Annotated in this window: 13 protein-coding genes; 8 read left to right on the top strand and 5 right to left on the bottom strand. The window is 59.6% G+C overall.

Going from position 1 to position 12,350, the window contains the following annotated elements; translation table 11 throughout:
- Positions 1-86: 86 nt before the first annotated feature.
- The 4 genes from L0U81_RS29405 (at position 87) to L0U81_RS29390 (ending at position 3,422) form a co-directional block, all read left to right on the top strand.
- On the top strand, positions 87-293 hold the full coding sequence (locus tag L0U81_RS29405; protein WP_233808966.1) for a type IV toxin-antitoxin system AbiEi family antitoxin: 207 nt from the start codon (positions 87-89) through the stop codon (positions 291-293).
- Between the two features lie 179 nt (positions 294-472).
- Entirely contained in the window at positions 473-1,171 is a 699-nt protein-coding gene (locus L0U81_RS29400) for a nucleotidyl transferase AbiEii/AbiGii toxin family protein (protein WP_233808964.1), read from the top strand.
- Positions 1,172-1,355: 184 nt separating this feature from the next.
- The gene (locus L0U81_RS29395; RefSeq protein ID WP_233807405.1) at positions 1,356-2,231 is read left to right on the top strand and encodes a site-specific integrase; all 876 of its coding nucleotides are present in this window, start codon (positions 1,356-1,358) and stop codon (positions 2,229-2,231) included.
- A gap of 21 nt (positions 2,232-2,252) precedes the next feature.
- A complete protein-coding gene (locus L0U81_RS29390) occupies positions 2,253-3,422 on the top strand; it encodes an IS91 family transposase (RefSeq protein WP_442793451.1) in 1,170 nt (389 codons plus the stop codon).
- 382 nt (positions 3,423-3,804) lie between these two features.
- On the opposite strand, the gene L0U81_RS29385 is transcribed toward L0U81_RS29390, so the two are convergent.
- The 5 genes from L0U81_RS29385 to L0U81_RS29365 all read right to left on the bottom strand — a co-directional run bounded on the left by L0U81_RS29385 (position 3,805) and on the right by L0U81_RS29365 (position 8,577).
- Positions 3,805-5,217: a HipA domain-containing protein gene (locus L0U81_RS29385; RefSeq protein ID WP_233808950.1), complete on the bottom strand. Its 1,413-nt coding sequence runs from the start codon at positions 5,215-5,217 to the stop codon at positions 3,805-3,807.
- Positions 5,217-5,510, bottom strand: coding sequence for a helix-turn-helix domain-containing protein (locus L0U81_RS29380; protein WP_233808941.1), 294 nt, complete (start codon positions 5,508-5,510; stop codon positions 5,217-5,219). Before L0U81_RS29380 ends, L0U81_RS29385 begins: the two co-directional genes overlap by 1 nt.
- Positions 5,511-6,320: 810 nt before the next feature.
- Entirely contained in the window at positions 6,321-6,569 is a 249-nt protein-coding gene (locus L0U81_RS29375) for a hypothetical protein (RefSeq protein WP_233808939.1), read from the bottom strand.
- A 167-nt stretch (positions 6,570-6,736) separates the two neighbouring features.
- The gene (locus L0U81_RS29370) at positions 6,737-7,387 is read right to left on the bottom strand and encodes an NAD(P)-dependent oxidoreductase (protein WP_233808937.1); all 651 of its coding nucleotides are present in this window, start codon (positions 7,385-7,387) and stop codon (positions 6,737-6,739) included.
- Positions 7,388-7,467: 80 nt separating this feature from the next.
- A complete protein-coding gene (locus tag L0U81_RS29365) occupies positions 7,468-8,577 on the bottom strand; it encodes an alkene reductase (protein ID WP_233808935.1) in 1,110 nt (369 codons plus the stop codon).
- A 370-nt stretch (positions 8,578-8,947) separates the two neighbouring features.
- Here L0U81_RS29365 and L0U81_RS29360 point away from each other — a divergent pair, with 370 nt between their 5' ends.
- From L0U81_RS29360 to L0U81_RS29345, 4 genes are all read left to right on the top strand, one after another.
- Positions 8,948-9,565: a TetR/AcrR family transcriptional regulator gene (locus tag L0U81_RS29360; protein WP_233808933.1), complete on the top strand. Its 618-nt coding sequence runs from the start codon at positions 8,948-8,950 to the stop codon at positions 9,563-9,565.
- A 20-nt stretch (positions 9,566-9,585) separates the two neighbouring features.
- The gene (locus L0U81_RS29355) at positions 9,586-10,020 is read left to right on the top strand and encodes a PaaI family thioesterase (RefSeq protein ID WP_233808931.1); all 435 of its coding nucleotides are present in this window, start codon (positions 9,586-9,588) and stop codon (positions 10,018-10,020) included.
- 649 nt (positions 10,021-10,669) lie between these two features.
- Positions 10,670-10,810 (top strand): hypothetical protein, encoded by a 141-nt coding sequence (locus L0U81_RS29350; protein ID WP_233808929.1) that lies wholly within the window; start codon positions 10,670-10,672, stop codon positions 10,808-10,810.
- Positions 10,811-10,890: 80 nt separating this feature from the next.
- The gene (locus L0U81_RS29345; RefSeq protein ID WP_233808927.1) at positions 10,891-12,240 is read left to right on the top strand and encodes a hypothetical protein; all 1,350 of its coding nucleotides are present in this window, start codon (positions 10,891-10,893) and stop codon (positions 12,238-12,240) included.
- Positions 12,241-12,350 lie beyond the last annotated feature (110 nt).

The following is a 12,350-nucleotide window of genomic DNA, read 5'->3' as shown; positions in this document are numbered from 1 at the left end:
GCGCTTGGCCGCTCAAATATGACCGATAAGGCAAATCGTGACGGGAGCAGAGGACAGGGTACTGCACCAACGGGATCCCCACGCAGATGATCAGTCGCGGGCGGCTGCGGCCGGACCCGACGGGAAACGTGGAGTTTCTCAAGGCGCCCTTCGAGTTGAACCGCACCCCTGGGCTGGTCGACAACGTCGTCTATCCCGTGCTCGTGTACGCCGATCTCGTCGCGAGCGGTGACTCGCGCAACCTCGAAACCGCGCAGCTGATTGGTGACCAGTACATCCAACGTGGCAATTAAGCTGCACGAGGCCCATCCTTTCCCCGAGATGTCCGTCGCCGTCCTGCGTGACGTCTCGATCGCCGCGAATCAGGCAGGCGCAGCATGGTTTGTGAGCGGGGCGACGGCCCGCGATATCCTGACCACGCACCGGTTTCGGGATCGAGCAGTCGCGGGCGACCGCCGACGTCGACATTGGTGTGTGCATCGAAAGCTGGCAAGGCGGCCGGGAACTGTGCGACGCGCTCGTTGGGACAGGAAGGTTCGAGCCCAGTGGGGAAGCTCAGCGGCTCTATTACACCGCGCCCGACTCAGGCGAAAGGATGTGGCTAGAGATCGTTCCCTTCGGGGGACTCGAGCGCGAGGGCGACCGCGAGATTGAATGGCCAGGTGGCGCATTCCGGATGAACGTCGCCGGTTTTGGCGAAGCGCTGGAGGCGGCCGTCGAGGTTGAACTGGCAGACGACGTCGTTGTCCTCGTTGCGTCCCTTCCGGCGCTCGCGATGCTCAAGATCCTCGCCTGGCGAGACAGGCACACCGCGCATGCAAGGGACGCGACAGATCTGCGGTTCCTGATGTCGAGATATGCAGACGCTGGTAACTACAATCGCCTCTACGACGGCGACGCTCTGGATCTTCTCGAAGCCTACGGTTTCGATCCGGATGTCGCAGGGGCTGCACTGCTCGCGCGGGACATGGCGGCTCTCGTCGCACCAGCAATCCGGCCGCTGATTCTGGAGGCGTTGGCACCGGGCGTTGCCTACCCGCTGTTGCTGAACCAGATGCTGGGCGGGGGACACCGTATGCTACAGCTCGAAGGAGAAGGAACTGGTGCGATCGAGGGCTTGTTCAACGCATTTCGAATGACGCTCGAGCGAGCATTCGCGGCCGCTACCTGAGTGGATGCGACGTTCGAATGTCCGTGTGAAAGCCTGAGCCACCGGCCGGTCCTGGCCGGCGGACTAAACCGCTCGCGCGGTAGGGGCTACGGTCAGACGCCGGTGGTCAGGGAGAGGCCGGCATCGCGGTTCCGTATGTTGGCGAATGAGGCAATCCGCCTCGTTCTCCAGCAGGAGCCGAATCATGACCTCCTCACAGTCAAACGTCAGTCCGCTGCGCCAGCGCATGATCGACGACATGCGCATGCGCCAGCTTGCCCCCAAGACGCAGGACATCTATCTGCACATTGTGCGTGAGTTCGCCCGGTTTCTCGGGCGCTCACCTGACACGGCCACCGTCGAGGACCTGCGGCGCTACCAGCTCTATCTGGTCGACCACGGCACCTCGGCCGTGTCCCTGAACCATGCGATCACCGGCCTGAAGTTCTTCTTCACAGTCACGCTCGACCGGCCCGAGCTGATGGTCAGGATGCAACCCGTGCGCGTGCCCCGCGTATTACCCGTCGTGCTCAGCCCCGATGAAGTGCGGCGGCTCATCGAGGCCGCCGGCAACCTGAAGCACCAGACCGCGCTGTCGGTCGCGTACGGCGCGGGGCTACGTGCCAGCGAAGTGGTCGCGCTGAAGGTCACCGACGTTGACAGCGAACGCATGACACTGCGTATCGAGCAGGGCAAGGGCCGCCGTGACCGCTACGCCATGCTCTCGCCGGTGCTGCTTGAGCGTCTGCGTGTGTGGTGGCGCGTGGCCCGTACGCAGGGCAGGATGCTCGATGGTGGGTGGCTGTTTCCCGGGCTCGACCCGCTCGATCCATTAAGCACGCGACAGCTGAACCGTGCCATTCATGCCGCCGCCGAGGCTGCGAACATCGACAAGCGCGTGTCCATGCACACGCTGCGCCATAGCTTCGCGACACACCTGCTCGAACAGAAGGTGGACATCCGCGTGATCCAGGTGCTGCTCGGCCATGCGAAGCTCGAGAACACCGCGCTCTACGTCCAGGTGGCCACCGACCTGCTGCACGAGGTCACCAGTCCGCTGGACCGTCTGCCCTCCGAGTAGGCCCGCGCGCTGTCACGCCTCATGCTGGAGGTTGCGGACATCTTCCGCAGCCACGGGCCAGCGTGGCGAGCCACGGCACACCTGAGCCTGGGGCAGCTGAAGGTCATGTCGGCCATCGAACGGTGCCGCACGGCGGCACTGGGCGGACATGTGCTGCGCTGTTCAGGCTGCGCAAGGTCAGAGGTGTCCTTCAACTCCTGTCGCAACCGGCATTGCCCGAAGTGCCAGGCCAGCGCCGCACACCGCTGGCTGGAGGCACGCCAGGCCGACCTGCTACCCGTCGAATACTTCCACGTCGTCTTCACGCTGCCCGCGCCCGTCAGTGCGATCGCCTGGTACAACAAACGGATCATCTACGGCCTGCTGCTCGACATCGCCGCCGACACGCTGCGCACGATCGCCGCCGATCCCAGGCATCTCGGCGCCCAGATTGGCGCCACCCTCGTACTGCACACCTGGGGCTCGGCGCTCACGCATCACCCGCATGTGCACGGCATCGTCCCCGGTGGCGGGCTGTCGCCTGACGGTGAGCGCTGGATTGCGTGCCGGCCCGGCTTCTTCCTGCCCGTGCGCGTGCTCTCACGCCTGTTCCGCCGGCGCTTCCTCGAAGCGCTCGAAGTGGCCCACCGGCATGGCCAGCTGCAGTTCTTCGGCGAGTACACCAGGCTCGCTGATCCCGCTTCCTTTGCCCGGTGGCTTGCGCCGCTGCGTAGCTGCGAATGGGTGGTCTACGCCAAGCGCCCGTTCGCCGGACCGAAGGCGGTGCTCGAGTACCTCTCCCGCTACACGCACCGCGTCGCCATCTCCAACCAGCGCCTGATCGCCTTCGATGAGCGTGGCGTGACGTTCCGCTGGAAGGATTACCGTACGAAGGGACGCACCCGCTACAAGACCATGACGCTGGAGGCCGGCGAATTCATGCGCCGCTTCCTGCTCCATGTGCTGCCCGGTGGTTTCCATCGGATCCGTCACTACGGGCTGCTCGCCAACCCGGTGCGCCGCGCCAGTCTCGCGAAGGTGCGCGATCTGCTGCACGTCGCACCCGGGGTCAGCCCGTCACCGCACGACACCGTCATCGCAGTCCGGACCGTGTTCATCTGCCGGCGCTGCGGCGCACCGATGATCGTCGTCGATATCCTCGCGCGCAGCGCCCCGATCCGCGCACCACCGATGTGCCGGGGTCAGACATGAGCGCAACGGTTCCCCGATATCTGAACCGACCGTCGGCTTTGCGGCAACGCGGCCCACGAGCGGACGTTTGCGCCTGGCGCTTCGCAAAGCGCCTCCCTCGTCTGCTTCACCATCGTGATTGCCCGACAGCGCCGCTTCGCTACGGCTTCCGCGCCTGTCCAGCATCCCGCCTGGCCGCACCGCATCCGACATCGCTGAGCATCCTGACCTATCAATCGCCATAGCGGCGAGTTCCGACCACATCGGAGCACTCCGCGGTTTCCTCCATCGGGTTTATTCGACGCCTGCCGGCACGCGCGGAAGCATTCACATTCCTGCGGCCGATGGCAGGCATCGAATAAACCTTAACGAACACGGACCGACATTGAATCGACGACGTCCGCTATGCCGACGCCTGAAATAGCGCCCGGTCGACCTTCGGCACGCTGGGCGCGAGCTTGAGAAAAAGCCCGGCCTGTCCGCAGACGAAGTCTGACACGCGCTGGACGAGCTCGCGTTCCTCGGCTGTGTAGAACGCCTCGCGCGCGAGCTCGGGCGCTATCTTGAGGGCGGCATTTGCCATACGCTGCATCTCGCGCGCGAGCATCGCGGGACGGGTGCCCGTGCGGTGCGCGAAATCGGCGAGGGCGTACGGGGTGATGTTTTCGATTCGGAACTCATCGCCATAGCCCATGGCCATTTCCTGTTCGACCGACTCTCCATAGGCATTCACTGACACCAGGTCGTACATGGGCGTGGGCTGGATTCCCGCCTCACCCACGAAGAACGAGAAGTTCTTGCCGTGTGCGTCGCTGTTGCCGACAAGCAGTTGCAGCAGCGCCCAGCGGATCATGTAGGTGCGCGCGGCCGCCGGGTTGTCCAGGTGCGGCGTGAGCGAAAAGAGCTTCTCGAAGCTCACTCCCTCCCGGATGTTGCGCACGTCCGGCGTATTGCCGAAGTTGCGTTCGTACTTGAACGTCACGGGAAGGTCGAGCGCCTGGCAGCCGTCGATGACGTGCCGGCGCAGCACCTTGAGCGCCTGTTGCGGGTTTTCCGGGGACCGCTCAACGATCCGGTCAAAGCGCTCGATCAGCAGAACCGGGTCGGGTGTCCGACGCAGCGTGACTGGCGCCACCGGCAGTCGCAGGCGTCGGGCGAACGTCATGCAGAAGTGCTCGTTGGCCACCATGAATGGCGTGTGCGCGTTGCGCGTCTCCGGCTTCAGGATGTGCGTCGAGCTCAGCGAGCCCTCGACGAGGAAGATGCGGCCATCCGCTTCGTCGACCAGCACCTGCAACTTGTCCTGGTAGCCGGCCACCGACAGGCGTACCTTCCCATCCCAGACCGGGAACGGAATGTTGTCGCGCTCGCGGATGCGCGCACTTAGCTCCTCATTGCTGATTTCCCGCCTGATAGGCTCAAGCTCGATGGCGATCGCAGGTTCGGCAGGACCTTCCGCAGACTGCGCCACACCGGCGTCCTGGCCCCGCGCGGCCTCAGCGAGAAAACTCAGCGCCCCGACGGGTTCCTTGCCGAGCATGCGCACCAGTCCGAAGATGTTGTCTTTCGACATCTGGTACATCACCGACGCGATTTCGAGCGCGCGCCCCTCCGGCAGCAGGTTGGCCAGAAACCGGTGGACGACGCCGGAGCGTGGCACATCGCCGGTCAGCGGAATGTGCGGCGACAGGGGGAACGCGCCCTCACGGCCGGGCCACGCCTGCGTGTAGTTGAAGGTGTACTGGTCCTGCGCGGCGTCGAAGCCGATATGCCCGACCCGTTCGGTGTTGGTGGCAACCAGCAGGCGGTGCTCCATCACGCCTCCTGCGACGGGCGCAGCACACGCACCGCCTTGAGCGCTTCGTTCTTTGTCACGACGAGCATGCTCAGGCCGAGGCCTTCGAGCACCCGAAACAGCATGTCCAGATTGACCGGTTTGCCGTTTTCGAGCCGGGACAGTGCACTCTTGGACACGCCGAGCTGGTCGGCGGCATCCACGATGCCCAGCTCACTCTGCGCACGCCGGTTGCGCACGAGCATGCCCAGCGCGGCCATGTCGCGTGCGAGCGGGTCGGGCGTCGGGAGGGGGCGCGTGACGGTACGGGCCATATTTCCTACCTCGCGGGAATTAATGTTTGCGGACAGGGCATCGTCCACATAATGACTCAAATATGGGAATTATAGAGGAAATTCGACGGTTCGAACTGATAATTCCCGCCATGAGGGAAAAACATGACATCGTGACCAGCCAATGCTTTAATTCCCGAAACGAGGGAATAAAGCGTGTGCTCGGCCGGACTGGATGATAATTCCCGCGTGACGGGATATTCGTGAAACCAGCCCGGACAGATGGGTGTTGACACCCATCTGTCCATCGACGCCTTTCCGCGCACACGCGGCTCGGACAAGGCATGTCGCGCAGTCGGGTTCGTGCATGCGCAATGCGCGGCGCCGGGGGTGCGCGGCGTGCAAGCCCAAGCTCACCTCGACAAGCCCAGACGCGCAGGCTTGGGTACGTCTCGACTGAAATGAGCCTGCATGTGCTGGCATATAACCTCAAGCGCGTCATCAGGGTTCTCGGCTTCGCCAGGACACTGCGAGCGATGAGGCTGGCAGGCGCGTGATCTCACGCCTGTTATGCTCGACGGCATAGTGCAATCAAAAAACTCGTAGGCGAACCGCAACTGCGAACACGCGGTCTCACACGTGCTCTGCCGGCCTGCCGGTTCAGGCGTTTTTACACAACCTCGGCCAGAGTAAGCCGCCCATCTCTCCGGTCCGGCTCAATGCAGCCCGGCGCCTGCTTGCGACAGCGACGCAGCCGGACACCAAACCGGCAAAGCCATCTGCCAAGTCAAACAAAAAGCCTCAATAACAATCGCGCATTCTCCAAGGAGTCGTATAGCCACGAAGAAGACATCAACAAAAACGGCAGCGAAGAAGATCACAGAACTGCGCCTTCCTCTGTCGATTGACAGCGCGGTGTTCGGCTTTGAGCGATTCGGCCTCCGGGAGCCGGGCGAAGTTGTCGAACATTTCGTTCTGCTCAACCCTGCCGTCGGCATCAACGATCGGGGTGTTATCACGCATCGCAAAGTCCAACGGACATACGTCTACGCCGGTCGCCTGCCGCTTTTCGGCCTTTGCTGACGTTGGAGTGTCGGTCACTGTGAGGCGGCTGATAGGCGCTTCGCCGTCGTTCGCGCCGTCATAGCCTCGAATGTCGGGTGCTGATGCAAGTGAACGCGTACTCGCGACCCGGAACGGACCTTCAGATCGGGCCCAAAGCGGCCGTTTGCCTCGGGTGCTGACTGCGGCACCCGAACGCAGACTTCTTAGTAGCCGATCGTGAAGCGCGCGCGCTGGTGTGCAGGCTTCTCCAGTTCATCGACCAGAGCAACCGCGTAGTCCTCGAAGGAGACCCAGCTCTTGCCTCGTTCGTCGACGATGAGGTCGTCATTACCAAGACGGAACTTGCCCGTGCGCACGCCCGGATCAATCAGCATCGGCGGGCTAAAATACGTCCAGTTGATATCCGATCCCCTCAGCGCCGCAAAAGCCTTGATATGGGAAGTTGCGATCGGAATCAGCTTCTCGGGCCAGTGACCGGAATCGAGCACCGTCACACCGGGCGAAAACCAGAGCGAACCGCATCCGCCTGCCATGATGAGGCGCGGAACGCCGGCCTTGCGAACGGCGGCAATCGCCCGCTCGATCACGTGGGCCAGTTGATCCGTGTAACTCACATCGCTGAAGAAGCGCGCGTCCTCCTTCGGAGGTCCGAAGGCGCTGATGACAGCATCCGCCCCGGCGATGATCTCCGCAATTCGGTCGGCACTGCTTAGATCATCGCGCACGCTGTTGATGCTCTTGGGAAGCTTGTCCGGGTTGCGCGCGACCGCCGTGACTTGATGTTCGCGGCTGATCAGTTCGCTGAGGACCGTGCGGCCAACCTGACCAGTGGCAGCGAGAACGACGACTTTCATATCAATTCCTTAAGGATTGGCACTTCGTTGGTTGAATAGCCGGGAGGCTCACGACGTCCATGGCGTGGTAAACGTCGACGTCACTCCGTCTGGCCCGCCGTTTCCAGCGCGGGATAATCGACATAGCCAGTTGCTCCGCCGCCGTAGAAAGTTGCGCGGTCGTGACGGTTGAGCGGCGCCCCCCGCTTGAGCCGGGCAGGCAGGTCGGGATTCGCGATGAACTGCCTGCCGAATGCCACTGCGTCGGCTTGTCCCGATCGGATCGATTCGTCAGCTGACTCCGCCGTGAACCCACCGGCGAGAATCAGGGTGCCCGGCCAGAAGGGGCGGAGCTGGCTGACTTCCTGCGGGGTATCGATCTCCATTCCGGCGCTCGTGCGTGCCTCGATCAGGCTGACGTACGCGATACCGAGTTCCTTCAGGCGCGTCAGCACGTACCCGTAAAGCCCCACCGGATCCGAGTCCCCGACATCGTTGTAGGTGCCGAACGGTGACAGGCGAGCGCCGACGCGATCTGCGCCACAGACTTCGATCACCGCTTCAGTTACCTCGATCAGCAGGCGCGCGCGGTTCTCGACCGATCCGCCGTAAATATCGGTGCGCTTGTTCGAGCAATCGTCCAGAAACTGCTGCAGCAAATAGCCGTTCGCGCCGTGAATCTCCACGCCGTCGAATCCGGCGGCCATGGCATTGCGCGCACCTTCGCGATAGCCGTCGATGATCCCGGGGATCTCGTCCAGTTCGAGTGCGCGCGGCGTCTCGTACGGCACCGTCTTCCAGTGCGGCGTCAGCGCGGTTTGTCCGGTGATGGCGATCGCCGAGGGCGCGACCGGAAGTTCGCCGTTCGGCTGGAAGCTCGAATGCGACGAGCGCCCCGTATGCCACAGCTGCAGGAAGATAATTCCTCCCTTCGCATGTACCGCGTCGGTCACGTTCCGCCATCCGTCCACCTGTTGCTGGGAATGGATGCCGGGAGTCGCCGGGTAACCCTGCCCGGAGACGGTGACCTGCGTGGCTTCGGCAATGATCAGGCCGCCTTCGGTAGCACGCTGGCCGTAGTACTCGGGGGCAAGTTGATTCGGGACATTCCCGGCGCCAGCGCGCATGCGCGTCAGCGGAGGCATGACGACACGATGGGCCAGTTTGTAACGTCCGACTTCAAGCGGTGTGAAGAGCGATGTCGTGGGCATCTGGAGATCCTTTGCACGGAGGTGCGGCGACAAGGGCGTAAGCCCGTTTCGAGACTTTCGGGGACAGAGCGGCAGGGGGTATCCGGCCAAAGTTGGTAAAGTTAGTATGACCGGTCGTCTTGTATTAGTCAAGAACGGGCGACCGGTTGCATGCGCGTCTGAATCTGCCCCCAAGGCCCATCACGCCACGTCACGCCACGTCACAGCGCGGAATTCTTGCCTGGCTTTGCTTTTCATGGACTTCGCGGCGCTTGACGAGCATCCAAAAATGATGGCGGCAAGAGATATATTCGCCTCTCTGTCCTTGACAGCCGATGCACACTCGCTAGAATAGAAGACGACCGGTCATTTATTTTATGGAAGAACTTCGATGGAAGCGAAGACGACGGCAGGCCGCCGTGGCCCCAGGCCCAACGTCCATACGCGCGGCGACCTGCTCCGGGCAGGTGTGCGGCTACTGCACGATTCCGGCTATGCCGCGACCGGCATCAAGGAAATTGTCGACGCCGTCGAAGTACCGAAGGGGTCCTTTTATAACCACTTCGAGAGCAAGGAAGATTTTGGGAAAGAAGTGGTCGACGCCTATTTCGAACGTGGCCTTGGCGAACTACGCGCGCTCCTGACCAACGAGAGCATCGCGCCGCTGGTGAGGTTGCGTACGTATTTCGACGAACGGATCCGTGGCTATCGGGCGGGCGGATATCTGCGAGGTTGCCTGATGGGCAATCTCAGTCTCGAAGTAGCCGATCACAGCGCGGTGATCCGGGAGCGGCTCGCAACGCATTTCCACACATGGGCAGCTCTCTTCGAGGGTTGCATTGCCGAAGCCCAGGCGACGGGCGCGATTGGCAGCCGACTGCCCGCGGCGTTGCTCGCTCAATTCATTTTGAACAGCTGGGAAGGCGCGCTGCTGCGGATGCGTGCGGAAAAAAACGACGTGCCGTTGTATGAGTTCATGGAAGTCGTCTTCCGATCGGTACTCGCCTGAGAAACGTGTAAGAGGTAGGAATGAATCCATTTGAAATGAGCGGCCTCGAGTTGTTGCGCGCGGTCGTGGCCGGTGACCTGCCACGCTCGCCGATGGCAGAGACCGTACCGATGGCGTTTCTGCAAGTCGATCCGGGGTACGTGAAACTGTCGGCCCGCGCAGGAAAACAGCATCTCAACCCTCTTGGTGGCGTCCACGGCGGTTTTGCTGCAACTGTGCTCGATTCCGCGACCGGTTGTGCCGTCCATTCGCAGCTGGAGCCAGGTGTCGGATACGGGACGATCGATCTTCAGGTGAAGATGTTGCGTCCCGTACCGGTTGATCAGGACGTGGTGGCTGAGGCCCGCACGGTTCACTTCTCGAGAAACATCGCGACCTCGGAGGGCACGCTGAAGTCCTCCGACGGAAAGCTGCTTGCGACTGCTACAGCAACATGCTTTTTGAAGAGAGGGTAGGAACTGGGTCACGGTCATCAGCCTGGTTTCGACTTCACTGAACTCCGTTCCGCCTACCTGAATGTCGCCCGGATGGGCAGATTGTCGGCGATCCAAGCATTCGAGTCGACTGCCGCTCTTGGCCGATAGCACCAGTTCACATCAGATGCCAGTGAGCAGCCATTCAGGATCTCAACGACCGCCCCGCAGAGAGTTCTCGAATTGGTGCTGTCGGCCAGGAACGGTCCTTCGCACTCTGTTGGCAAACGTCTGCTGACGAGTGACGAGCCGCCACTTTGCAAAGCGACGGCGAGTTGATTCGACAGACGAGCAACAAGGCCGACGATGATTCCCTTTCGAGCGATCCGCTCGCGTGCTTCTCGACAAGAGAGGGCTTGTCATCACGGCCAGCACTGTGATTGCCGGTTTTTATGGCCAGCCTATATGTGATAGAGGACATTGTCAGATATAGAAGCCGACAAGCGAATTTAAGACCCGTCCTCCTTGCTGGCCGCCCAATCGATCTGGCACTTTAGCTCTAGCTGATAAATAATATTAGTGCCACGCAACATGCCAGCTCTTAAGAATCGAATGATCTTCATCAGGGCCATGCGCGGTCGTCTAAACCGCGAAGCGCAGCGCGCTTCGACACCACATCACGGGGAAATTGATGGACCAACGCTCTACCAGCGCACAGCCGCGCCTCGCAGCTGACGGCCAGCGTTTCATGTCTGAAGTCTGGCTGAATTATGCAATCTTTGCCGCGCTCGCGGCAGTGTTCGTCGGGATGGTGCATCACTTCATCAGGTAAGCGCGCGAGCGGGGCGGTGAGCCTGCCCCAACCCCCGAATCCTCTGGATTAACAAATTTTTAAACATCATTTAAAAAATAATGCAGCCAAATAAAATCGAGATATTTGATTCATTCATTGAAATTTCTTGCGACAAGGTCAATACTAATTCGATCCACAAGGAATTTAATAGCCTAACAAGAGAGCAGGTCAATTTATTGGAGTCAAATTTCTATACGAGATTCGCCAATCTCGATGAACTATATGAGAAATCTGATGAATTGGCATATGATGTTTTACGCAAAGCCATTGATCAGGCGATGAAATCTTTGGCCACCCATGAAATATACGAAATTGCTGAGAAGCAGTTCTTATCTCGTTTTGTTGAACCGTATGCTACATGGGAGGAAGACTTTGAACCCATTGCCGCCCAATATGAAGCCATTGTTGAGAATACTGCCGAGCTAGATGCCCACAGAACGGCTCGACGCCAAAATCGACGCCAATGGGTTGGGTTCAATCAGGAGGCTGTTTATCAAGCAGACGCCAAGAATGTCATTTCCAATGTTGGTCATGGCGTTTTTAATTTAATGGCAAAAGGCGTAACAGCAATTGGGAATAGCGTCAAAAAAGATGAAATTTTTAAAAGCAGGAAAACAGTTTCGCAAATTATCAATGGTGTAACTAACATCATAAATGCCGCTTTTCTCGGAACAATAGACGCTATCAACTCGGTTAAGCCTGGAACCGTATATGCCTACTCCGCCGAAGAAATATCCAAGTCCAAAGCACTTGTCGAAAGCGTAGAAAATGGCCGGATTCCAATGGAAAAAATTCCTTTGAATCTCATACATGCTATTAATTTCTATCCGTACAGTCAAAAAATATACACATTGCTATTCCAGAATTGCGGAGGAGATAAGGGCAGATTAGATGCCATCATCACCTACTTTGGCATGAAAAATCTTGATGCCGAGAAGAGAAAATTATTTGAAAATAAACTTAAAGAGCTGAACGCCTCTACCGTTTTTGAATTTCAGGCAAATGTTGCAGCACTACAGCAGTATGCCGATACGATTGAGTATTCTGATTACGAATCCGTATTGAATAAGGCGCTGGAAATAGTCAAGGAGAATGATTTCAATAACGAAGTAAAGAAATATCCTTTGCAAACACTCGCAGAGTGCGATCAGAACCTACCACTCTTGGAGGATTATTGCACGCAAATAGGTTACAATAAATTCCGCGACTGGTCTTCTAATATACGTAGAAAAATTGAAGCGGTACACGAGCAAGAAGAAATTAAGAAGCAAAAAGCTGAAGCTCTTGCGAAAAAGTCTAAATTTATGCAATTCCTTTTGAGTGACGACCCCTCCACAAAAAAGAAGAGAGGCGCACTCAGCTTGGTACTTTTCGCCATTTTGTTTGTCTTATGGCACCGGAATTCATAAGCAGACAACTCACCCAATGGGTGAGAGGAGAAACGGGCAGATAGACGAGCTGGGGCCGGGCTGTTGAGCCGATGGTGGTCGATACGCTGGGTGGTCGCATGCATGTGTGC

Origin of the sequence: Paraburkholderia sp. HP33-1, assembly GCF_021390595.1 — a bacterium.
Classification (GTDB): Bacteria; Pseudomonadota; Gammaproteobacteria; order Burkholderiales; family Burkholderiaceae; genus Paraburkholderia.
Note: the sequence above shows the minus strand (reverse complement) of the source record. Positions and strands in the feature narration are given on the sequence as shown.

Coding starts and splice junctions, on each gene's coding strand:
- L0U81_RS29405 (WP_233808966.1), top strand. CDS start 87: ATGATCAGTCGCGGGCGGCTGCGGCCGGACCCGACGGGAAACGTGGAG.
- L0U81_RS29345 (WP_233808927.1), top strand. CDS start 10,891: ATGCAGCCAAATAAAATCGAGATATTTGATTCATTCATTGAAATTTCT.
- L0U81_RS29365 (WP_233808935.1), bottom strand. CDS start 8,577: ATGCCCACGACATCGCTCTTCACACCGCTTGAAGTCGGACGTTACAAA.
- L0U81_RS29380 (WP_233808941.1), bottom strand. CDS start 5,510: ATGGCCCGTACCGTCACGCGCCCCCTCCCGACGCCCGACCCGCTCGCA.
- L0U81_RS29350 (WP_233808929.1), top strand. CDS start 10,670: ATGGACCAACGCTCTACCAGCGCACAGCCGCGCCTCGCAGCTGACGGC.
- L0U81_RS29385 (WP_233808950.1), bottom strand. CDS start 5,217: ATGGAGCACCGCCTGCTGGTTGCCACCAACACCGAACGGGTCGGGCAT.
- L0U81_RS29370 (WP_233808937.1), bottom strand. CDS start 7,387: ATGAAAGTCGTCGTTCTCGCTGCCACTGGTCAGGTTGGCCGCACGGTC.
- L0U81_RS29395 (WP_233807405.1), top strand. CDS start 1,356: ATGACCTCCTCACAGTCAAACGTCAGTCCGCTGCGCCAGCGCATGATC.
- L0U81_RS29360 (WP_233808933.1), top strand. CDS start 8,948: ATGGAAGCGAAGACGACGGCAGGCCGCCGTGGCCCCAGGCCCAACGTC.
- L0U81_RS29390 (WP_442793451.1), top strand. CDS start 2,253: ATGCTGGAGGTTGCGGACATCTTCCGCAGCCACGGGCCAGCGTGGCGA.
- L0U81_RS29355 (WP_233808931.1), top strand. CDS start 9,586: ATGAATCCATTTGAAATGAGCGGCCTCGAGTTGTTGCGCGCGGTCGTG.